The organism is Streptomyces sp. DH37 (genome assembly GCF_029813835.1).
Taxonomy (GTDB): Bacteria; Actinomycetota; Actinomycetes; order Streptomycetales; family Streptomycetaceae; genus Streptomyces.
This window is the reverse complement of sequence record NZ_JARVKV010000013.1, coordinates 57,981-78,579: the sequence shown is the minus strand read 5'-3', so window position 1 is coordinate 78,579 and position 20,599 is coordinate 57,981. Positions and strand designations below refer to the sequence as shown.

The 20,599-nt window shown below is 68.2% G+C and carries 24 protein-coding genes and 4 pseudogenes; 15 read left to right on the top strand and 13 right to left on the bottom strand.

The features are described from left to right. Positions 1 to 36 precede the first annotated feature (36 nt). Together QC029_RS10015 and QC029_RS10010 are read left to right on the top strand one after the other, a co-directional pair. Positions 37 to 540, top strand: a pseudogene (locus QC029_RS10015) (transposase family protein); the annotation flags it as partial. Beyond that, positions 526 to 1,025 (top strand): annotated as a pseudogene (locus QC029_RS10010) (Tn3 family transposase); the annotation flags it as partial. The pseudogenes QC029_RS10015 and QC029_RS10010, both read left to right, overlap by 15 nt. Before the next feature lie 128 nt (positions 1,026 to 1,153). Here QC029_RS10010 and QC029_RS10005 read toward each other — a convergent pair. Continuing rightward, a complete protein-coding gene (locus tag QC029_RS10005; protein WP_279555173.1) occupies positions 1,154 to 2,020 on the bottom strand; it encodes a GNAT family N-acetyltransferase in 867 nt (288 codons plus the stop codon). Between the two features lie 262 nt (positions 2,021 to 2,282). Between QC029_RS10005 and QC029_RS10000 the strand changes: the two genes are divergently transcribed. From QC029_RS10000 to QC029_RS09985, 4 genes and pseudogenes are all read left to right on the top strand, one after another. Continuing rightward, the gene (locus tag QC029_RS10000; RefSeq protein ID WP_279555172.1) at positions 2,283 to 3,785 is read left to right on the top strand and encodes a carboxylesterase family protein; all 1,503 of its coding nucleotides are present in this window, start codon (positions 2,283 to 2,285) and stop codon (positions 3,783 to 3,785) included. A 159-nt stretch (positions 3,786 to 3,944) separates the two neighbouring features. Beyond that, a pseudogene (locus QC029_RS09995) lies at positions 3,945 to 4,322 on the top strand (transposase family protein); the annotation flags it as partial. Between the two features lie 92 nt (positions 4,323 to 4,414). Then, a complete protein-coding gene (locus tag QC029_RS09990; protein WP_279555171.1) occupies positions 4,415 to 4,834 on the top strand; it encodes a hypothetical protein in 420 nt (139 codons plus the stop codon). 202 nt (positions 4,835 to 5,036) lie between these two features. Continuing rightward, positions 5,037 to 5,816 (top strand): GNAT family N-acetyltransferase, encoded by a 780-nt coding sequence (locus QC029_RS09985; RefSeq protein ID WP_279555170.1) that lies wholly within the window; start codon positions 5,037 to 5,039, stop codon positions 5,814 to 5,816. Positions 5,817 to 5,848: 32 nt separating this feature from the next. Here the strand turns inward: QC029_RS09985 and QC029_RS09980 are convergent, their stop codons facing one another. The 3 genes from QC029_RS09980 to QC029_RS09970 all read right to left on the bottom strand — a co-directional run bounded on the left by QC029_RS09980 (position 5,849) and on the right by QC029_RS09970 (position 7,707). Next, positions 5,849 to 6,238 (bottom strand): hypothetical protein, encoded by a 390-nt coding sequence (locus QC029_RS09980; RefSeq protein WP_279555169.1) that lies wholly within the window; start codon positions 6,236 to 6,238, stop codon positions 5,849 to 5,851. A gap of 40 nt (positions 6,239 to 6,278) precedes the next feature. Further along, a complete protein-coding gene (locus QC029_RS09975) occupies positions 6,279 to 6,650 on the bottom strand; it encodes a C40 family peptidase (protein ID WP_279555168.1) in 372 nt (123 codons plus the stop codon). 136 nt (positions 6,651 to 6,786) lie between these two features. Next, positions 6,787 to 7,707 (bottom strand): leucine-rich repeat domain-containing protein, encoded by a 921-nt coding sequence (locus tag QC029_RS09970; protein WP_279555167.1) that lies wholly within the window; start codon positions 7,705 to 7,707, stop codon positions 6,787 to 6,789. 176 nt (positions 7,708 to 7,883) lie between these two features. Here QC029_RS09970 and QC029_RS31180 point away from each other — a divergent pair, with 176 nt between their 5' ends. Next, positions 7,884 to 8,285, top strand: a complete 402-nt coding sequence (locus tag QC029_RS31180; protein WP_369281317.1) for a transposase — start codon at positions 7,884 to 7,886, stop codon at positions 8,283 to 8,285. A 172-nt stretch (positions 8,286 to 8,457) separates the two neighbouring features. On the opposite strand, the gene QC029_RS09965 is transcribed toward QC029_RS31180, so the two are convergent. Then, positions 8,458 to 9,363: a helix-turn-helix transcriptional regulator gene (locus tag QC029_RS09965; RefSeq protein ID WP_279555166.1), complete on the bottom strand. Its 906-nt coding sequence runs from the start codon at positions 9,361 to 9,363 to the stop codon at positions 8,458 to 8,460. A 158-nt stretch (positions 9,364 to 9,521) separates the two neighbouring features. On the opposite strand from QC029_RS09965, the gene QC029_RS09960 reads away from it, so the two are divergent. Together QC029_RS09960 and QC029_RS09955 are read left to right on the top strand one after the other, a co-directional pair. Next, a complete protein-coding gene (locus tag QC029_RS09960) occupies positions 9,522 to 10,304 on the top strand; it encodes an SDR family oxidoreductase (RefSeq protein ID WP_279555165.1) in 783 nt (260 codons plus the stop codon). 43 nt (positions 10,305 to 10,347) lie between these two features. Then, positions 10,348 to 10,758, top strand: a pseudogene (locus tag QC029_RS09955) (SDR family NAD(P)-dependent oxidoreductase); the annotation flags it as partial. A 112-nt stretch (positions 10,759 to 10,870) separates the two neighbouring features. On the opposite strand, the gene QC029_RS09950 reads toward QC029_RS09955, so the two are convergent. Continuing rightward, positions 10,871 to 11,008 (bottom strand): hypothetical protein, encoded by a 138-nt coding sequence (locus QC029_RS09950; RefSeq protein WP_279555208.1) that lies wholly within the window; start codon positions 11,006 to 11,008, stop codon positions 10,871 to 10,873. A 9-nt stretch (positions 11,009 to 11,017) separates the two neighbouring features. Between QC029_RS09950 and QC029_RS09945 the strand changes: the two genes are divergently transcribed. Together QC029_RS09945 and QC029_RS09940 are read left to right on the top strand one after the other, a co-directional pair. After that, complete coding sequence (locus QC029_RS09945; RefSeq protein WP_279555206.1) at positions 11,018 to 11,257, top strand: hypothetical protein; 240 nt, start codon at positions 11,018 to 11,020, stop codon at positions 11,255 to 11,257. A 29-nt stretch (positions 11,258 to 11,286) separates the two neighbouring features. Then, positions 11,287 to 11,517: a 4-oxalocrotonate tautomerase family protein gene (locus QC029_RS09940; RefSeq protein ID WP_279555164.1), complete on the top strand. Its 231-nt coding sequence runs from the start codon at positions 11,287 to 11,289 to the stop codon at positions 11,515 to 11,517. Between the two features lie 113 nt (positions 11,518 to 11,630). Here the strand turns inward: QC029_RS09940 and QC029_RS09935 are convergent, their stop codons facing one another. Then, a complete protein-coding gene (locus QC029_RS09935) occupies positions 11,631 to 11,867 on the bottom strand; it encodes a hypothetical protein (RefSeq protein WP_279555163.1) in 237 nt (78 codons plus the stop codon). Between the two features lie 226 nt (positions 11,868 to 12,093). Next, the gene (locus QC029_RS09930) at positions 12,094 to 12,549 is read right to left on the bottom strand and encodes a hypothetical protein (protein ID WP_279555162.1); all 456 of its coding nucleotides are present in this window, start codon (positions 12,547 to 12,549) and stop codon (positions 12,094 to 12,096) included. 250 nt (positions 12,550 to 12,799) lie between these two features. Between QC029_RS09930 and QC029_RS09925 the strand changes: the two genes are divergently transcribed. After that, positions 12,800 to 13,396 (top strand): hypothetical protein, encoded by a 597-nt coding sequence (locus QC029_RS09925; protein WP_279555161.1) that lies wholly within the window; start codon positions 12,800 to 12,802, stop codon positions 13,394 to 13,396. Positions 13,397 to 13,437: 41 nt separating this feature from the next. Then, positions 13,438 to 14,208, top strand: coding sequence for a transposase (locus tag QC029_RS09920; protein WP_279555203.1), 771 nt, complete (start codon positions 13,438 to 13,440; stop codon positions 14,206 to 14,208). A gap of 63 nt (positions 14,209 to 14,271) precedes the next feature. Here QC029_RS09920 and QC029_RS09915 read toward each other — a convergent pair whose 3' ends face one another. Next, a complete protein-coding gene (locus QC029_RS09915; protein ID WP_279555160.1) occupies positions 14,272 to 14,706 on the bottom strand; it encodes an Rrf2 family transcriptional regulator in 435 nt (144 codons plus the stop codon). Between the two features lie 128 nt (positions 14,707 to 14,834). Here QC029_RS09915 and QC029_RS09910 point away from each other — a divergent pair, with 128 nt between their 5' ends. Further along, a complete protein-coding gene (locus QC029_RS09910; protein ID WP_279555159.1) occupies positions 14,835 to 15,584 on the top strand; it encodes an SDR family NAD(P)-dependent oxidoreductase in 750 nt (249 codons plus the stop codon). Between the two features lie 375 nt (positions 15,585 to 15,959). Here the strand turns inward: QC029_RS09910 and QC029_RS09905 are convergent, their stop codons facing one another. Beyond that, a complete protein-coding gene (locus QC029_RS09905) occupies positions 15,960 to 16,199 on the bottom strand; it encodes a transposase (RefSeq protein WP_279555158.1) in 240 nt (79 codons plus the stop codon). A 375-nt stretch (positions 16,200 to 16,574) separates the two neighbouring features. Here QC029_RS09905 and QC029_RS09900 point away from each other — a divergent pair, with 375 nt between their 5' ends. Continuing rightward, positions 16,575 to 16,925, top strand: a complete 351-nt coding sequence (locus QC029_RS09900) for a hypothetical protein (protein ID WP_279555157.1) — start codon at positions 16,575 to 16,577, stop codon at positions 16,923 to 16,925. Here the strand turns inward: QC029_RS09900 and QC029_RS09895 are convergent. From QC029_RS09895 to QC029_RS09885, 3 genes are all read right to left on the bottom strand, one after another. Next, a complete protein-coding gene (locus QC029_RS09895) occupies positions 16,916 to 17,761 on the bottom strand; it encodes an aminoglycoside phosphotransferase (protein ID WP_279555156.1) in 846 nt (281 codons plus the stop codon). The genes QC029_RS09900 and QC029_RS09895 overlap by 10 nt on opposite strands. A gap of 76 nt (positions 17,762 to 17,837) precedes the next feature. Further along, the gene (locus QC029_RS09890) at positions 17,838 to 18,077 is read right to left on the bottom strand and encodes a transposase (RefSeq protein WP_279555155.1); all 240 of its coding nucleotides are present in this window, start codon (positions 18,075 to 18,077) and stop codon (positions 17,838 to 17,840) included. 498 nt (positions 18,078 to 18,575) lie between these two features. Then, complete coding sequence (locus QC029_RS09885) at positions 18,576 to 20,552, bottom strand: AMP-binding protein (RefSeq protein ID WP_279555154.1); 1,977 nt, start codon at positions 20,550 to 20,552, stop codon at positions 18,576 to 18,578. Between the last annotated feature and the right edge of the window lie 47 nt (positions 20,553 to 20,599).

The following is a 20,599-nucleotide window of genomic DNA, read 5'->3' as shown; positions in this document are numbered from 1 at the left end:
GGGCGTGGTGACGAGGCAGAGCCCCTCGTCGTTGGCGTGGTGATTCCACTCAGCACACCAGCGACCGAAGGGGCCCTGTTGGTTCCGTATCCTGCCACGCTCGATGTCCCGCATGAGCTCGTCGAACATGTTGCCTGGCCGCTGTACGAGCACCGCCAAACTCGCAACATCCGCTGGCGCAAACTCGGCTGCTTTGACCAAGCGCTGCTTACGCTGGTCCATCTACGCAAGAACGAGACGTTCTCGCAACTCGGAGCCAGTTTCGGGATATCGCAGGCCACTGCCTGGCGGCACGTGAACGAGGTCTTGGAGGTTCTGGCTTCCTGAGCGCCCGGCCTTCATGAAGCCCTTACCGGTCTCGGTGAGGGCGACCACGTCATCGTCGACGGCTCCCTGATCCCCATCGACCGGATCCGCGCGGACGAGCCGTACTACTCGATGAAACACCGCCGGCATGGGATGAACGTGCACGTCATCGCCCGCCCGGACGGCACACCGTTGTGGTTTTCCCGCGCGATGCCGGGCCGCACCCACGACCTGATCCGCATGCTCTCCCGCGACGGCAAACCGACCGGACTGGGCGATGCGTTCGCCCACTACGGACGGATCTTCAAGACCCTGCACCTTCTCCAGTTCGTCTCCGACGAGGGATACCGTCGCATGATCGGCGCCCAGCTCAACGTCACCGAGGCTCGCCACCGCCTCGCCCGGAAGATCTTCTTCGGACAGCGCGGCGAACTGCACCAGCATTACCGCGAGGGCATGGAGGACCAGCTCGGCGCCCTCGGACTGGCCCTCAACTCCGTGGTCCTGTTCAACAGCCTTTACATCGACGCCGCCGTCAAGCAGCTGGCCGCTGATGCTTCCCCGTCACCGACGAACTGCTCGCCCGGCTCTCCCCGCTCCAGTACGACCACATCAACTTCCTCGGCCGCTACGCCTTCACCCGGCCGGCCGCGCCGGGCCTGCGGCAGCTGCGTAACCCGCACACCGATGACGAGGACGACGACGGCGAGCAGGACTGAGCGTCACCGACCCGAAGGCTGATCAGAGTGCCCGCCACCGCTTTCGTCAGCCGCTTCGCGGCGGTCACAGCCGGTACGTGACAGGTGCGTTTGCGCCGATCACGCCCTCACCCGGCTTGTGGTGCGCTTCAGGAGAACTTGTACCCGGCGAAGTCGGCGACATGGACATACCCAATGCGCTGGTAGAGGGCGTTGCTGGTGGGGTTGTCCGGGTCCGTGAACAGGACGACGTCCGCCGCGCCCGCGGCCAGCGCTGCCCGGCTCGCCTCGACCGTCACGGCGCCCGCGTAGCCGCGGCCCCGGAGGTGGGCCGGGGTGTAGATGGGGTCGATCCGGACCATGCCGCCAATGACCGAGGTCGCGGCTGCCATCGAGACGGGGGTGCCGTCCGGGGCCTCCCAGAAGGTGAAATGCCGGTCACCGAAGCGTGAGTCGTCCCAGGAGCCAGCGTCGATCAAGTCGATGGAGGACTGCTCCCCGATGTCGACGCAGAACTCACGGCACCAGCGCACGACGTGTTCGCGGTCTGTCCCGTCCGTGAGACGGCCCCGGCCCTCCGGGTGCGGCTGCGGCGGGGTGAGTGTGCCGAGACGGTAGAGATGCGTCCGCCAGAAGAGTGCTGGCGCCGCGCCCGTGTGCCGCTGCCAGGAGTCGGCGAATGCGGTGGCGGTGTCGTGGTCCGCGATGACGTTGGCGGGCGAGTGGCCGAGGACAGCCAGATGGGCGGCGAGGGCGTCGGTCTGCTCGACAGGGAGGGGAGTGAGGCCCAGGCGGCCGCGCGAAGTGAGATAGAAGACCGCGTGGACCTCGCCTCCGGCCTCCAGTCGGCCGAAGACGGCGGTGACGGGGCCGTGTGCGTCCGGCCTGCGTATCCGCAGTTTCTCGATGTCCGTCAGCGGCGTGTTGTGTAGGGCGGGGCGCGAGCGCAGGAAGTCCCCGGCCCGGGCGAGGAAGTCGTCAACGTTTTGGGTGAGGTGCCAGTTATCCGGGAGCATGCTTCATGATCCCGGATCTCCTCGACTCGGGGAGCGCTTGCTCAATGCCTTTCAGTCACGTGACGTAGCTGCCCCGATCAGCCGCAGGATCTTGTCGGCAAAGGTTCGTTTGCCGACAGGCGCGGACTGGTAGCAGCGGGGGATTGACATCACTGGTGCGTCAGTCTTAATGATCTTGGTGTTGGTCCTGGGGTGCCACGCGATGCAAAGCTGAAGTCTCCTCCTCCCGGCAATCTGGCGCGTAATGAGAGGCAGTCTTCCCATGGGCACCTTCAAGACGAAGAACGGTCAAGTCCAAGGTTTTCGGGCCTCTGCCGAAGTCGTCGCCGTCCTTGGTGTCCCCTATGCCGCCCCGCCGTTCGGCGCCAACCGGTTCCGGGAACCGTTCCCGGCACCGGCGTGGACCGAAGTGCGGGACTGCACGGCCTTCGGACCGGTCGCCCCGCAGTCGGCGCAGTTGCCCGGCGCACCGGTGTGGTCGCCCGACGACGAGGACATCCTCACCCTCAACATATGGACCCCGGCCCCCGAGGGCGGCCTTCTGCCCGTCCTGGTCTGGATCCATGGCGGTGCTTACACCTTCGGTTCCTCAGCTCAGCCCGACTTCGACGGCACCGCGCTGGCCCGCGCCGGTCTGGTCGTGGTCACCCTCAACTACCGGCTCGGTTTTGAAGGCTTCGGCCACATCCCCGCCGCCGAAGCAACCGCCTACCCGGACAACAGGGGCCTGCTCGACCAAGTTGCAGCTCTGCGCTGGGTCCGTGAGAACATCGCCGCCTTCGGTGGCGATCCTGGCAACGTCACGGTCGCCGGCCAGTCCTCCGGGGCCGCTTCGGTCGCCTGCCTGATGGTGATGGACCGCGCCCGCGGCTTGTTCCACCGCGCGATTGCCCACAGCGCCGCCAGTCCCTGCTACACGCGCGAAATCGCTGCGGCAACCACCCGCGAGATCGCTGCCGCGGCGGGCTGCCCCGCCACACCCGAGGGCCTGACATCTGCGACTTCGCAGTCCCTGGTCACCGCATCCGACCAGGTGGTTGACGACTACCGGCGGGATCCCGCCTCCGGATCCCGCCACTACGACCCCTCGCTCTACGCTCCCGTCCTCGACGGCGACGTCCTGTCCACCGACCCCCTCACGGGGATGGCCGCCGGTGCGACCCGGGGAGTGGACCTGTTGGTCTGCCACACCACGGAGGAATACTGGCTGCTCGACGCCGTCGGCAGCAGCGCGAAGATCACCACCGATGAACAGCTGGCACTTTTCGCCGAAGACTTCAGCCTCCCTGACGGCCTGGTGGCCGGCTATCGCGCTGCGATGCCCCACGCCCCAGTGCTCGACATCTACCTCGCCGTCTTCGGGGATCTACTGTTCGGTGAGTACAGCAACCGACTCGCCGAGCTTCACGCCCAAGCCGGCGGCCGGGCGTTCCTGTCGCGCTTCGATCGTCGGCGCACCGGCCCGAACGGGGTCGTGCGGGCCTGGCACTGTGCGGATATCCCCTTCGCCTTCGGCAACATCGACACCGACTGCCTGGCCTTCCTCATCGGCGGCGCACCCACATCCGCAGACCATGGACTGGCACGCCGCATGGTGCGCGCGTGGGCTGATTTCGCTGCCACCGGGAACCCGGGCTGGCCATCGGTCAACAACTCCACCACCCAGGCCAAGATATGGAGCACCGACGACAATCCCGTCGACGGCAGGACCGCCTCTATCCGTGCTCTTTGGGCCAAGGTCAACTTTCCAGTCCTGTCTCCGTGAACTGGGGAACCACCTCGGCATCTCGAAGCCCCAAGTAGTCACTGAGCTCTTTCAGTCTGGGCCCCGTGTGGGTGACGAGCGGGCCGGCCGCAACGCACAAGGCTCCCGTGCCGTTGGGTGAGGTGTTCGACGTCTCAACCTGCCGGTCCAAGAGCCCTGTTGGTTCCCTATCCTGCCTCACTCGACCTGCCTCACGCGCTGCTCGAGTGGGTAACCATGCTCATCGTCACCCGTGAGGGTGACCGCCGCTGCAAGCTCCCGCCGCACCAGCGTGCTCTCGTCGCCCTGATCTACCTCCGCCGACACGACCCGCTCACGCAGATCGCCGCCGGCTTCGGCATATCCGTCGGCACCGCCCACGCCTACGTCACCGCCGTCGTCGGCCACCTCGCCCGCCGGGCACCAGGGCTGCTGCGGGTCCTGCGAGAGACCGATCCCGACCATGTCCTGCTCGACGGAACGCTCGCCGAGTGCGACCGGGTCGGCGACAGCCGGGCCGACTTCTCCCACAAGCACCGCCGCCACGGCGTGAACGTGTGTCGGCCCCGCGCAGGCGGGGATGGTCCACCGCATGACCCGTTGTTGATCCGTCAGTAAGCTGTGTGCGACCGGCCGATGGGGAGGGAAGCGTGAGGACAGGCTCATGGCGGGTCCTCGCCCTCCCCATCGCGGTCCTGGCACTCGCCGGGTGCGGCCTCGACCCGCTCGGCTCGTCCGACAGGGTGAGCCTCACCGTCAGCGGCGGTATCGCCGGAGTCCAGCGCGGCATCGACGTCGCCTCCGACGGCGAGGTCCGCATCACCAGCCGCAAGGGCACCCGCTCGGCCCGGGCACTGTCCGACGCCGAGCGGGGCACCCTCGACTCCCTTCTGGACGAGGTGGACTTCGATGAGCTCCCCGACCGCGTCGTCTCCGACAGGGCCCGGGACCGCTTCGAGTACCGGCTGGAGCACGGTGGGCACACCCTGGTCACCGATAAGAGCGAGGACCTCGGTGCGGCCGACGACCTGATCGAACACCTCCAGGACTGTCTGAACGACCGCCTCTGAGAAGCGGCTCGTGTCCCGCCCCGCCCGGCTTCGGCAGCCGCCTTACAGGCCTGGGCCGCCCGAGCGGTCTCGACCACCTCCTCCCTCCGGGCGAGCCGCTCGGCCTTGTCGGCCTTGGCCCGCTGCCCGGCCAGCGCGACCGAGCTTTCCCTGACCAAGAGAGCCCAGCAGTAAAAGAAAGCTGTTGCCCACGGCAGTAGCAGTGGTCGATCATGACGAAGTGTCGGATCTCCTTGAACGCGTGACAGCCTTCCGCGCCGCCTTCGCCCGGCGCCAAGCCGTCGAGACTGTCGAGCTGCCCGGCGCCTTCGCTGTCCGTGACCCGCACTTCTTCCTTTCTCAAGAACACAACCAACTGATCGTCGACGCACCGGACGCTGATCCGGCGGCGCTGCCTGAGCTGGCCGCGCAAGGCCTTGGGCCGCGCCAGCAGTACCGGATCACTGTGCTGGATGAGGCGCTCGGCGAGGAGGCCACCTCGGTGCTGGCGGCAGCCGGCTACCGTCGGGACACCGAACTGGTACTGGCCCGGGAAACGACTGGCTGTGCACTGCCCGACACTGCCGCACACCCGGTCGAACTGGCCAAACTGCGGGCGGCGGTGTTCCGACAGCAGCTGGCCTGGGCCCCGGACGAGGAACTCGCCCGGCAGCTCACAGAGCGCCGCGCCGCCCGCCTGCGTGGCGCAGAAGAGGTGCTTTTCCTCGCCACCTGGACACCGGAGGGGGAGATCGCGGCTTGGACCGACCTCTACCTCGACCGGGCCACCGGGCTGGCCCAACTGGAGGACCTGGTCACCGCCACGCCGCACCGTGGGCAGGGCCACGGCGACACCCTGCTCGCCACCGGCCTGGCACTGGCTGGCGCTGCCGGGATCCCGCAGGTCTTCCTCATCGCAGACGAGACCGACTGGCCGCGCGAATGGTACGTCCGCCGTGGGTTCGCCGAGATCGGCCGCAGCCACTCCTTCGTCAACGGATGACGACGGGGGAGGGGCTGGTACCCGCGGCTGTATCAAGCGTTATCGGGTGCATCCGAAGGTTCTGGTGGTGTGCGTTGGGCTGATGAGTCGGTGAAGACAGGCATGCCGAGGTCGACCAGCCGTGACCGGCCGTCGGTAGGGGTGCGCTTGAGGCTGTGCGATTTGGCGTTGGCGGTATTGAGGCTGATCCGGAGTCCTTCGACTTCGCCGAGCCAGCTGTTGCCACGGGCTTCGCGGATACGGTTGCGGAGGCTCTGGGTGGTCTCGGTGAGCTGGCCTCGCTGGCGTGGGTCGATCAGGAGGACGGGGCAGCGGATGCGGGTGTGCTCGTGTTTGCAGGGGGTTCCGTAGGGGCGGGTGCGGGTGCCCAGGGAGACCTTGCGCAGTTCGAAGTGCTGCTGGAAGTCGCGAAGTCGCGCCACTCCTGCTCGGGGGGCAGGAACTCCGGGGACAAGGCAGGCATCAGCCCACACGCTTCATGACGAGGATCTGTGACTTCCAGTATGAAAGCGGCTTGATCCGCACCTTGAGCCCTGTCCGGGGAGCGTCGATGACCTGTCCGTTGCCGACGAACATGGCGACGTGCTCGGGGCGGTCGGCACTGCCACGGCTGAAGATCAGGTCACCGGCCCGCAAATCGGCGGTGGAGCGTATCTTCGTGCCCCCTTTGACCTGATCATATGTGGTGCGGGGGAGGTTCACGCCGACGCTGGCCCAGGCCATCTTCACAAGGCTCGAGCAGTCGCATCCGTCGTTCTTCGTCAGGCTGAAGGGCCTGCGGCAGTTGCCGCCCCACTGGTAGTCGGTGCCCAGGGCCGTTTGGGCCGCAGCCACCACCTGACCGGTACGTCCGCTGCCGGCAGGGACCGGGCCGCTCCGCTGCAGGACGTCGGTCCACTTCTCGGCGAGACGACGGATGGTTTTGACGTAGTTCTGGGTCTCCGGATACGGGGGATCCCCTGGTGTTTCTTCACCGTGTGCGGGCCGGCGTTGTACGCGGCCAGCATGTTGTCTGCCTTGTCGCCAGGGACGTTGCGGACGTCCCCGGCGATGTCGCAGTCGTAGTCGAGAGGTGGGCGAGGTTCGGCAGCCCGGCGAGTCCCTCCAGGTCCGTGAGAGACCCGCAGGAGCGGAGATTCAGGGATTCCAGAGCGCCGAGCGTCCCGCCGAACATACGGAGGGAGCGCACCTTGGTCCAACTCAACCTCAGCTGACGCAGACCACTGAGGTTCAGCAAGGGCTCGAAATCCTCGACGGCGCCGCACCGGCTCAGGTCGAGGCGGGTGGGCCAGGAAAGACGGCCGATCGGGATAAGGTCCTCCACGCTCGTGCAGCCACCAAGACCAAGGTCCGTGAGACCGGTGAGTTCACCGACCTCGGTGAGGTCGGTGAGCCCGTCACACAGGTAGAAGTCGAGCTTCTCGAGCATCGTGAGATGCCGCAGACCGTGTAGGGAAGAGGTGTACGGCAGCCTCAGCTCCGTCCTGCCCTCCTGGCGGAACGCCGGAGCCGGCAGGTGCTCGGCGAAACTGTCCGGGTCACGGTCCGTCCTCCACAGACGGATGAGGAACTTGGACGCGTACGGGTCCAGAGGGGTGAACCGGGCAGCTAGTTTCAGGACATGCCCGCCCTCACCCGGCGCGGACAGGGAAACCGGTTTCCTGACGGCCTTGCGCGCGCGGTACGCCGGGGCATCCAAGTTCTCGCAGAAACCGAACGGATCTCCGTCGGCGATCGCCCACAACCGGAGCAGTTCCTCGGTGGAGCAGTCGGACATGCCGCTGTACCGCACGGCCAGCTCCAACGCCGCGTTGCCGCCGGACGCTGCCAGCAGCATGAGCTCCCTGACCGCCTCACCCGCCTCGGCGGGATTCGCGGTTTCCAGAAGCACCTTTAACTGCCTTGTTCGCGCTGCTGTGTTGTCGTCTGTGTGTCATCGGCGGGCACACCGGAGAAGGTTGGTTGTGCCATGGGAGGACTCTAGGGACCAGGTGTGACATGGAGCTCCCTCTTGATCGTAGACACCTGGAAACTGAGATCTGGAGGTTCCAGAGGAAGTAGCACCAGGTGGGAAACAAGTACACGAAGCGGTACACCGAGGAGTTCAAGCGGGCCGCGATCGCACTCGCCGATTCCTCGGGCAAGACGGTCACCGCTGTTGCCCGAGAGCCCGGCATCAGCTTCGAGTCTCTGCACGGCTGGTACCGGCGGGTGAACCGTAAACACGTCGCCCGCGCGATGCGTGAGCGCGGCGTCACCCGGCGCAGGCGGTGTTCGCTGGCCCGCCTGTACGACGACCAAACCCGCCCCGGACCTGATCGGCCGCGACCTCCATGCCGAGCGCCTCGGGACCGAGCTGATCTGCGACATCGCCTATCTGCCCACCGCAGAGGTCGGTTCTCCCTCGCCTGCCGACCGAACCTGGCCACCCACGAGGTCGTCGGCTACGCCATGACCGACCACCTATGAAACACCGGCGCTGCCGCGTCCGGTCAACCTGCCGCTGCGGAGACCATCCCGTGAGCGTGAGGAAAACGGGAATCAAGGGGGTCATCGTGAGCCCCGGACCGGAGAACACATCTCTGCGGGGGTAGGGACCGCCACGCCTTGCCGGGAAGGCGGTCCCCCTCGGCGGCGCGGGTCAGGGCTGCGATCCGGATTCCGCCGCGGACAATCCCTCCGGTGCCGTGCCCTCCGTGATACCCAGGTCCTGGGTCCCTATGACGGACAGCAGTTCCAGTTGCTCGGCTCCCGGGCTTCCGGGCGGGGCGGTGAACCACAGCAGGCGTTGGCGTCCGTCTTCGCTGAGGAGGTTGTAGCAGTCGAGTTCGATGATGCCGAGCGTGGGGTGGACGATCTTCTTGTGGTCTATGCGGCGCACCGCGACGTCGTGGGTATCCCAGAGGGCTGCGAACTCCTGGCTGCGGCGGCGTAGCACGGCGATCATCTTCGTGACCTCCGCGTCCCGGCCGCGCTTGGCGGCCGCTGCTTGGAGGTCGGCCACGAACACCCGGGAGTGGTGCGGGTGATCCTCGGGCGGGTACCTCTCGCGCGCCTGCGGGTCGGTGAACCAGCGGTACACGAAGCTCGCCGCCGGGCCGCGGTGTGCCGGGGACTCGCCGAGCAGGTTCCTGGCCAGGTCGTTTTCCACCAGGGTTTCGTGCAGGTCGGTGATGACGCGCGCGGGGGTGTTGGACAGCCGGTCCAGCAGTCCGAGAAGCGCGGGCTGCACGTGTGCCGACGGTCCGTGCGCTGACGGAGGGCCCGGCCGTTCGGCGAGGTGAAACAGGTGGTCGCGCTCGTCGCCGTTCAGGCGCAGGGCTCGGGCGAGGGCGGCCAGGGTCTGGGCCGAAGGCTGCACACCGTTCTTCGCGCTGCCGCGTTCCAGCTCGGTGTAGTAGTCGGCTGACAGCCCTGCCAGCTGGGCGACTTCCTCGCGGCGCAGCCCGGGGACGCGCCGGCGCGGGCCTTGGGGGAGACCGACATCGGAGGGGCGGATGCGGTCGCGGCGTGTCCTGAGGAAGGCGCCGAGTTCTGGAAGGTTCACCCCTTCATGGTCGCGCGCGCGCCGAGCCGTAGCCAGGGGGTGGCATCCCCTGGGTGAACGCACCCCTGGCTAGGGGTGGGGGACCGGTCGATCGTGGATGACGCAGCAGGGCGACGGCGAGACCGCGGCCCGACCCGCATTCACCACAGGAGTCAGTAATGCCCATCCCCACTTCCCCCGACGGGACCGTTGCCCCGGCTCAGCCCTCCGCCTCACCCCGTGTCGCGATCGTCACCGGCGGCTCGCGCGGCATCGGCCGCCGGACCGTCGGGCGGCTGGCCGCCGACGGATACGCCGTCGTGGTCGGCTACGCCGGCAACCGGGACGAGGCCGAAGCAGCCATGAAGGAGGCTGTCACCGGCGGCGTCCGGGCGATCGCGGTGCGTGCCGACGTCGCCGACGAACACGCCGTCGCGGCCCTGTTCGACGCGGCCGAAGCAGAGTTCGGCGGTGTCGACGTCGTCGTGCACGCGGCCGGGCGGGCACGCATGGCGCCGATCGCCGAGCTGGACCTGGCCGTCCTGGACGACCTGCACCGCACCAACATCCGCGGCACGTTCGTCGTCGTCCAGCAGGCCGCCCGTCGGGTGCGCCCCGGCGGTGCGATCGTGACGTTCTCCACGTCCGTGGTGGGGCTGGCCTTCCCGGGCTACGGCGCGTACTCCGCCAGCAAGGGTGCGGTCGAGGCGCTGACGCTGATCCTGGCCCGGGAGCTGCGGGGCCGGGACGTCACCGCCAACGCCGTCGCGCCCGGCCCCACGGCCACCGACCTCTTCCTGGACGGCAAGGACGAGGAGACCATCGCCCGCCTGGCCGCCCAGTCCCCGCTGGAGCGACTCGGTACCCCGTCGGACATCGCCGAGGTCGTCGCGTTCCTGGCCTCCCCGGCCGGCCACTGGATCAACGGACAGGTCGTCCGCGCCAACGGCGGAATCATCTGAACCGCCCGCCCAGCCACCTCATCGATCAACGAAAGACCCTGTCATGAGGAACGACGACACCGGAAAGGCCATCCTGGTCACCGGAGCCTCCAGCGGCATCGGAGCGCTGTCCGTGCGTGCTCTGGCCCTCGCCGGTCACACCGTGTACGCGGGCATCCGCCAGATGGCGACCCGTAACGCGACCGCGGTGGCCGACCTGGTGCGCTACGGCACCGACCACCGGGTCGACGTGCACGCCGTCGAGCTGGACGTCGCCTCCCAGGACTCCGCCGACGACGCAACCGACCGGATCGTCACTGAGCACAGCCGACTCGACGTGGTCGTGCACAACGCCGGGCACATGGTCCTGGGCGCCGCCGAGGCGTTCACCGCCGAGCAGTTCGCGGACCTGTACGACGTGAACGTCCTGGGCACCCAGCGCGTCAACCGCGCCGCCCTGCCGAAGTTGCGTGAGCAGGGCTCGGGGCTGCTGGTGTGGATCGGCAGCTCCAGCACCCGCGGCGGTTGCCCCCTTTCCTGGCCCCATACTTCGCCGCCAAGGCCGCGATGGACGCCCTGGCCGTCAGCTACGCCGCCGAGGTGCTTCCGTTCGGCATCGACACCGCGATCGTGGTGCCTGGTGCGTTCACCACCGGCACCAACCACTTCGCCAACGCAGGCACCCCGCCGACATCGACCGTGCGGAAGCCTACGACCAGCGTCACCAACCCCTTATGGACGACCTGGGCAAGCGCCTGGCCGCGCTCATCCCTTCGGACGCCGATGTGACCGAGGTCGCTGAAGCCGTCGCGCGACTGGTCGCGATGAAGCACGGTACCCGGCCTCTGCGCACCCACATAGACCCCAGCCGGGATGGCAGCGAAGTCGTCTCCGCGGTCGCCGACCGCCTCCGCGCCGACTTCTTCCGCCGCATCGGACTGGACAGTCTGCTCACCGCAGGCAGCTCCCTGTAACACCCCACTGAGAGAGGGAACAACCAGCCATGCCTTTTGCGAACTTCAAGGTCCCCGAGAAGACCCTCACCCCGAAGCAGAAGGAGGAGATCATCACCCGCACCACCGAGCTGTACGTCGAAATCTACGGTGAGCGCGCCCGCAACAACACCATGGTTCTGGTCGAAGAGGTCGCCGACGGCGGCTGGGGCATCGCCGGTAACGTGCTCACCCTCGCTATGCTCGGCGAGGCGACACCGACCGACACCAACGACGCCTGACCGCACCGGCCGTCATTCGGCCAAGACACCACCTTGAAACCGAAGGCCACCGGGGCGAGCGTCCGGCCACACGGCCTCGTTCATCCGGGGGCCGGTGAGATCAGCGAAGCCCTTCAATGTGTCCCCGCACTCGATCGGTCGGCGATATCCGCCGGGTTGCGAGGGCGGGGCACGGCAGCGGTCAGCCCCAGGTCGAGCCGCTTGTCCATGTCCAGACGGAAGGCGCCGTACGGGTTGACGTTGGACCAGAACAGTGCGGTCAGTCCGCGCCGGTCCTCGTCCCTCAGATTCTTCGCCCAGGCCGGCTCGGCCAGGCGCTGATCGTGGCGCAGCACGGCCAGGACGATCACCGCGATCTTCCCGGGCGGCAGGATCCGCTACCTGGACCGGATCACTTTCAGGTGATGTCGCAGCAGATCGCGAGGTGGTTGACGGTGCGCGAGGACAGCGGCGGACGGCACTGGTAGTAGACAAGCGGGCAGGTATCCTCGCCGTGCTTTTTGGTTTTCGTCACACAATTCCAACGGCCGCTGGGGGACTCCGGTTACGTCCGCGCCGCGCTGCTGCAGGCTCAGGTCACAGGCGCGTGGTGAACCGGCCGTCGGGTAGTTGGCGTAGCCAGCCGCGATCGACGAGTCTGGCCAGCTTCCCACGCAGCGGCTCCAGCTTGGCCCGCACGCTGACGTCGATTCCCAGCGCGTCGCCGACCTGCCGGGCCTTGACCGGACCGGCGGCCTGCCGCACGGCGGCGAGAATGCGCTGGTAGTCCGGCGGAAGGGTGGTCTCTTCCACGCTCGGGGTGCGGTGCGGGATCAGCATCACCGTACGTCCGCCCACCTGCCCGGGCACCGGCGCGACAGAGGCGCGCTCGTCGGCGAGCTGTTCGCTCATCCGCTCAAGGACCCGCTCTGCGACGGCGAGCTCGTCCCTCTCGGCCCGCACCTCCGCCAGCTGCTTGGCCAGCTGTTCTTCGAGTTCGTCCAGCTCCGCGCGCCGCGCGGTGATCCGTTCCAGCGGCTCGGGATCCAGCATGCACCGGATCTAGAAGGCCACCCGGTCACGGTGAGTGCGAACCGACAAGATGGTCCTGGAGCGAGAGATGGCGCAACCGTCATTGGCGTGACTGGCTGCCAGGCTATTCACTGGCTTGGGCATCGATGGGGATCTTGGTGATGTCAAGGCGTAACGGGGAGGCTAAGGGCTGTCCCGCAATGACCTGGAGGCACGCGTCAGGGCTCAAAAAGATGCGATGCCGTGCGAGGAGGGTGTGTACGGTGCCGGAGTGATCGACACTGATGGCGCTTGGTTGGGAACGGAGGCCGCGCGGCGGTTGGCGGAGGCGGACTGCTGTGAGATAGCTCCAGGGCTCACGGAGGAAGAGTTCAGCCGGATCAAGGCGACCTACGGGTTCGAGTTCTCCCCGGAGCATCGGGCCTTCCTGGCGGCAGGGCTGCCGGTCGCCTCACCTCCCGAGGAAGGCGCAACGTGGCAGCAGCCCTGGCCCGACTGGCGGCACGCCGATGCGGACGACCTGCGCCATCGGCTGGAGTGGCCGGTACGAGAAGTGCTGAGCGATGTCGCTTATGGCAGCTGGCATCCGGCCCTGGGGGTGCGTCCCACCGCCACTGAAGAGGCCGTTGAGGTGGCCCGAGAAGTACTTGCACGAGCGCCACGGCTCGTTCCCGTCTACGCGCACCGCTTCATACCCGCGGGTTGCGACACTCCGGGACATCCGGTCCTGTCAGTGTGGGGAACCGACATCATCTACTACGGCCACGATCTGGCCGACTACATCGACCGCGAGTTCGGCGAGGTCGATGAGGACGCGCCCTGGGCTCCGCAGGCGTCCGTGCCGTTCTGGAAGGACTTCCTCGGCTGAGATTGCTCCCCAGTTGGTGCCGGGCGTAAATGATCTCTGTCGTGCATGGTGTGATCACGGCCTCAGAGCCGTCCTGGATAGCCCCGTTCACTGGCGTGGCCCCGCGCCAGTTCAACCGGGTGGTGCGTGCGCTGCGGCGCGAAGGCGCCGACACCGCTCGGCGAGGCCGGCCGTGGGGGCTTCCGCTGGAAGACCGGTTGCTCCTGGTAGCCGCGTACTGGCGTACCAACCTGACACTGCGCCAGCTCGCCCCGCTCTTCGGCGTCTCGAAGTCCGCGGCCAACCGCATCGTCAGCCACCTCGGGCCTCTTCTCGCGCTCCGGCCCCGTAAGCGGTTCCACAAGGACGCCGTGCTCATCGTGGACGGCACCCTGGTCCCCACCCGCGACCACACGGTGGCCGAGCAGTCCAAGAACTACAGGTACTCGACGAATCACCAGGTCGTCATCGACGCTGACACCCGGCTCGTCGTCGTGGTCGGCCAACCTCTGCCCGGCAACCGCAACGACTGCAAGGCATGGGAGCTGTCCGGCGCCAAGGACGCCGTCGGGAACACCACAGTGATCGCCGACGGCGGCTATCGAGGTACCGGGCTCGTCATCCCACACCGCCGCGACCCCGGGCAGAGCGAACTGCCCGCCTGGAAAGAAGAACACAACACCTCCCACCGCAAGGTCCGCGCTCGAGTCGAGCACGCCTTCGCCCGGATGAAGACCTGGAAGATCCTGCGCGACTGCCGCCTCAAGGGCGATGGCGTCCACCGCGCGATGAGCGGAATCGCCTGGCTGCACAACCTCTCCCACGCTCGGTGACCGGACGACCCGAACAGCGACCGGCTCGTCCACACCGACCCAAGATCGTTTACGGGACAACCCTTAGCGAGGTGCCGCGAGTACGTCCCGGAGTACGTTTTCGAGCGTGACGCGGGCCAGCTCGTGCCTCAGGGTCTCCTCGATGCCCTCGTAGATGCTCTGCATCGCCGGCTGGATGCCGTAACCCACCACGCATCCCTGGTCCGGTGTGGTGCGGTGCATCGCGAACAGCGGGCCGGGTTCCACTGCCTCGTACACGTCGAGCAGGGTCATCGACTCCAGCTCGCGTGCCAGCGACCAGCCCGCGCCCACGCCCCGCCGGGACTCCACGAGCCCGGCCCTGCGCAACTCGCCCAGCAGCCGCCTGATCACCACGGGGTTGGTGTTCGCGCTGGCCGCGATCTGCTCCGAGGTGGCGACCTCATGGCCCTGGCGCTGATAGAGACCGATCCAGGCCAGCGCGTGGGCGGCAATGGTCAGCCTGCTGTTGGCGCTCATGAAGCCCTCCTCTCGGCCGCAACGCTTTATGTTACGACAACGCAGTCGTAACAGTGAAGGTTGCAACAGGCTGTCGTAACAATTAAAGTTACGACCGCTGGAAAGGGCCAATCAACGAGGTGAGAAGAATGAGCAAGCCACTCACGGGCAAGGTCGCCCTGGTCACCGGGGGGTCGCGCGGACTGGGAGCCGCGACCGTACGGCTGCTGGCCGAACAGGGCGCCGACGTCGCCTTCACCTACGTCAGCTCCGAGAAGCAGGCGCAGGCCGTCGTCGACGAGATGCACGCCAAGAGAGCCAAGGCCGTCGCCTTCCAGTCCGACCAGGCAGACACGAGCCGGGCGCCGGCGCTGATCGACGACGTGGTCGCGCACTTCGGCGGCCTGGACATCCTCGTCAACAACGCGGCGATCTCCGTGGCCGGCACGGTGGACGACCCGGACGCCGACACCGCCGCACTGGACCGGATGCACGCCACCAACTACCTCGGCGTGATCGCCGTCATCCGGGCCGCCTCCCGAGTGCTGCGCGAGGGCGGCCGCATCATCACGGTGAGTTCCGGACTGGGCTCCCGGGTCGGCGCCCCCGGCCTTGCCGACTACGCGGCGACCAAGTCCGGGATCGAGAGGTACACCATGGGCGTCGCACGCGACCTCGGGCCCCGGAACATCACGGCCAACGTCGTGGAGGCCGGACTGATGGAGGGCGGCATGCAACCGCCGGACCTCGAGACCCTCAATGCCCTGGTCAGCTCGCTGTCTCTGCAACGCATGGGGCACCCCGACGAAATCGCCGCGGTGATCGCCTTCCTGGCGAGCCCCGCCGCGTCGTACGTCACGGGCGCGGTGCTGGACGCCCACGGCGGCTACAACGCCTGAACCCGAACCCCTGCCGCGCGCCCCGAAGGACATCGCGCCTTCGGGGCGCGCCCGGCCGACGACCCGCGACAAGGCGTACGACTCGAAGGCTGTGCGTGTGAGCTGCGACGCCGCTGCATCCAGGCGCTGATCTCCCGCAAGGGCTCCCCGAACATCAAGGGCCTGGGCAAGCTCCGCTAGTCGCCGAGCAGACCTTCGCCCTGCTCCACCAGTTCAAACGCCTCGCGGTCCGCTGGGAACAACGTATCGAACTCCGGGACGTCTTCGTCTCGTTGACTTGCAACCTCGTCCGCTCCACACGCCTCAAGAAGACCGGATCGTGATCGCGTTACGAGCTCTCAGCTTGACTCTGTCGGTGATCTTGGGGTGGTTGGGTCAGATGCCGAGGCTTCGCCAGGACTTCGAGCGGGGAACGCCGTGCTGGTCCAGGAAGGTCTGGAAGGCGGTCGGTGGCCGAGATGACGGCCCTTCCTCGGTGGATGGCAAGCTGCTGAGCCGTTCGATGTTCACGGCGATGGCTGTGTGCACGTGTTGCAGGTGGGTCTTCGGGTGTCCTCGGTAACGGCAGTGACGCATGCCGTGTCCGTGAGCGAACTCGTTGATGGTGTCCTCCATTCGGAGCGAACGGCGTAGCGGGCCCTCCAGTCGGGTTTCTGTGCTGCTCGGTACGAACGCGAACTTGGAGGTCACGGAGTTCTCGTGGGGGAAAGCCCGCCTTGCGGGCGCTCTCGCGTGAGCTGGTGCACCGGGGGTGGTTCGGACGCGGCTGGCACTGGCTCCTGGTGAACCGCGCCACGATCAGGGGGGCGGTGGTAGGCGAAGAGGTCGGGTAGGGACCGTGCCAGCCTTGGCCGACCTGGCCACGGGGGCAGGTGACCTGCCGGCGGTCGAAGTCGATGTGGAAGTCGTCGCGGTCGAAGCCTTCGTGTTTCTCCACCACCGCCGTGAGGTTCGCCCGGAGGGCGAGTACCGCGACACGACGGACCAGGAATGGGGCGAGTTCGAGGAGCACTTCTCGACCGCCGCAAGGTCGAACTCGGCTCCTGCGGACGCCCCTACGGCACCCCCTGCCAGCACGAACACGCCTGCATCCGCTGCCCGATGCTCCACATCAACCCGAAGATGCTCGACCGTCTCGAAGAACTCGAAACCGATCTCCTCACCCGCCTCCAGCGGGCCCAGGACGAGAACTGGCTCGGTGAGGTCGAAGGCATCAACCTCACCCTCACCTTCCTCCGCACCAAGCGAGAGGAAACCCAACGACGGGCCCGACGCCCCGCCGTCGACCTGGGCATCCCCCGAGCTCGTTCAGCCGGAAACCCAAGAGAGGACTACCCCTGAAGCACCGCCAACTTCTTCACCACAACGTCGGTTGCCCTTACATACCGCTCCGGCTCACCAGACTGAGCCCGCCCCGACGGCCCTGCGCTCTCGCTGTGCGCGACCAGCCTGAAGATCAGTGCCCGAACCAGCATCTGCTGCCAGTCAGGATGATCGCTGCCAACCGTCAGCAGGTCGGACGGAAGCTCGAACCACAGCAGACCATCCGCCACCACGACGGCCTCCGCGAAGAGCGGAGGCCGCCAGTACGGCGAAAAGTCGATCACAGCAGGCACTTCGTCCGCAGCGAAGAGCACATTGCCGGTGAGATCGCCGTGAATGAGCTGAGCCGCGTCCTGCTTCACCGGGCGCCTCAGCTCCAGCAGAGCCGAGAACGGCGCGGCAAGGTCCTCGATCACATCGACGTCCTGCTCACCCCACGCGACCCGATCGCCCACAGCCCACGGATGGGTATGCCGATCAAGGAAGTCGGGCCGGGGCACCTGCCGCAGGGCAGCGTGGAAGGCCCGGCCAGCGCTGAGGACACCGGCCCAGTGCCCCTGCGGACCAGGCTCACCAGTCACGAACTCGCTGGCCGTCCAGCCGTCCACGACGGTCCGCCCGTCGGCGGCCCGGAGCGGCAGCGGGACGCGGAAGCCGCTGCCCGGGGCCAGCTTCTCGAACAGGGAAGCAGCCCACTCGACCTCGTCCTCAGGTCCCTCAGCAGGCTTGAACACAAACTCACCGACGAGAACGCTTCGTCCTTGCCCGCCAACCAGCGGGACAGGAGTGCCCGTCACACCGAAGGCATCGAGGACGGCATGGGGCGGCACGGCGTTGCTCGGCAGCTCGGTCACGCCGGGCATCCTGCCGACATCACCTTGCCCAGCGCACCTTCTTTTCGCCCGGCCCCAGCCTCCGCACCGGCTCGCATCACTCTTCCGGTTGAAGTGCAGAGAAGCGGCAACGGACCGCTTCTGCTGCCTGCCGGTCCGACAGACCCAGCAGGAACTGCAGCACACAGACGGTGGCCAGCCGGGCGGGCGACAGACCGGGACGGCCATCACGCGGGTACCAGCCGGCGAAATCCTCGTCGTGCCACAGCCCGTCCAGCCGATCTCTCACCCACATCGCCGTCGCACCGGGAAACTCCAAGATCACCGACAGAGTCAAGCTGAGAAGCTGTTGTCTTTCCGAACCCGACCGTCTCATTTCTGCTGCTCAGGCACGGAGCTGGTTGTCTCGACGGCAGTGATGACACATCGTGTCGTCCTCTCGGTGGAGGTGTCGGGTGCCGTCGGTGATGGAGCCGCTGGAGGCGGGGGCAGTGCTGGAGCGTCGGGTGGCGGCGTTGGCGGAGCCGGCCGAGGCCCTGGCCGCGGGCGTTGTGGCGGAGGAGCCGGTCCGGCCGGAGCCGGTGCCGACCCCTGTGAAGGAGCCCGTGGCCGGGTCGGTGGTTCCCCGCCCACTTCCGGACGCTGCTGGCCAACGCCTGGCCGCCCACGGCCTGACCTCGCCGATCCGACCCCGCAGGCCGGATGCCCGGGTGCGCGCCCGGGCATCCGGTCCGGCGCCGCTCGGCTCCCCGGGCGCTGGGCTCGGCCTCATCTCCCGGAGCCGTCCTCCGCCACAGGCGACTCGTCCGCCCCACCCCACAGGACACCCTCCGGTTCAGGACCGCTCACGGGCATCGACATCGAGGGAGGCCGGCGGACGCGGCACTCCGGGGTGTCTCGACGCCGCGCCGGACGTACCCGTTCCCATGCCGTGGTCGTCCGGGAGCGGCACCGGACCCCCGGCGGGGGAGCGGCCGCCGTGCTCGGCTTCCAGCCGGGCAGCGACGTCCTCACGCAACCGCACCTTGTCGATCTTGCCGATTCCGGTCAGGGGCAGTGCGGATACCCTGACAACGCGCTCGGGCAGTTTGAACGGGGCCAGTCCGCCGTCTTCGAGGAAGCGGCGGATCTCCCGCAGCGTCGGGGAGCCCTCTCCGCCGTCGACGACGTACAGGCAGACCGCTTCGCCCAGGACGGGGTGGGGCATCGGGACGGCGGCGGCGGCGCGCACGCCGGGATGCTTCTGGACCAGTGCCTCCAGTTCGGCCGCCGGGATCTTCTCCCCACCACGGTTGATCACGTCCTTGACGCGTCCGACGACCACGAAGTTGCCCGAGGGGTGGCGGCGGACGAGGTCGCCGGTGCGGTAGAAGCCGTCGGAGGTGAACGAAGAGGGGTCCGTGTCGCCGTGGTAGGCCGTGATGACGCCGGGGCCCCGGGCCAGGAGCTCGCCCGTCTCCCCGTCGGCGACGGGGCGGTCCAGGCCGTCCACCACGAGGGTCTCGTCCCCCGGTGAGACGGGCCGCCCCTGGGTGGCGAACACCACCTCCGGGGGGTCGTCGAGCCGGGAGAAGTTCAGCAGGCCCTCGCTCATCCCGTACACCTGCTGGATCCGGCAGCCGAAGGCGTCGCCGAGCCGCCCGGCGGTCTCCTCGTCCAGGCGGGCCCCACCGACCTGAAGCACCTCCAGGCTCGGCAGGTCGGGCCCGTGCGAGGCGGTCCGTGCGGTGAGCCACTGGCGGGCGATCGCAGGAGTGAGCGCGCAGTGCGTCACGCGTTCCCGCTCGATCAGCGCCATCGCGCCGACGGGATCCCCGGGTGCGCCGAGGACGACCTTCCCTCCGTGGGCGAGTGCGCCGAGGATTCCGGGGTGGCCGAAGGCGAAGCTGTGCGTCACGGGCATGACCGCGAGATAGACCGAGTCCGGCGTCAGCGCCGACACCGCCGCCGAGGCACGGATGACGTGGCCGAACGCCTCGTGCGTGCGGGGAATGGGCTTGGGCGCGCCGGTGGTGCCGCTCGACAGCAGGAACAGGGCGATGTCCGAGGCGCGTCGGTGGTCGCCCGCTGCGGGGAACACCTCCCCGGCCGTGGTGAACTCGTCGAGGTCCAGGTGGCCGCGGGCCGGGTCGACTCCGCCGGAGACCAGCAGGTTCCGCACGAACGGATGGCGTTCACGGAGCCCTTCGGCGAACCGGAGGTGATCGAAACGGCCTTGCCGGGCCGGCACGGCCATCGCTCCCGGCCGTACCGAGGACAGCACGGGGACGAGCTCGTGTTCGCGCAGCGTCGGCGGAGCGAGGACCGGGCGTGCGCCGAGCCGGATCAGGGCGAGCACGAGGACGACGAGCTGGGGCTGGTTGGGGAGCTGCACGAGTACGTTCTCGCCGGGGTGCGTTCCGCAGCGCGCCAACCGGGCGGCGCAGCCCGACACGGCGGCGTCCAGTTCGGCTCCGGTGAGAGTCCGGCCGTCGCCGACGAGCGCCTCACGGCGGCTTCGGCGCCCGCGGGCCCCCAGGACCAGGTCGTCCAGCAGGTCCGGGCGCCACCAGCCGCGGCTCCGGTGGTCCGCCGACACCCGCGGATCCGGCCCGTTCCCGCCCAGGGCGTCGGCGAGCTGCCGCAGGGTGCGGTCGTGCTCACTCCAGAGGTCGACGCGGGTGCCGAGCCGTTCGGAGAATTCGATCTCCAGTTGCGTGATGTCGACCGAGTCGAGTCCGAGGTGTGCGCGCAGGAGCGCGTCCTCGCGCAGCAGCTCCCGTTCGATGCCCAGCTCGGAGAGGATCCTCCGTACGTCGTTGATGTCCGGCAACCGGCTCTCCTCGCTGGGACGGGGGACGTTCTGGTGGTGGGAGGGGC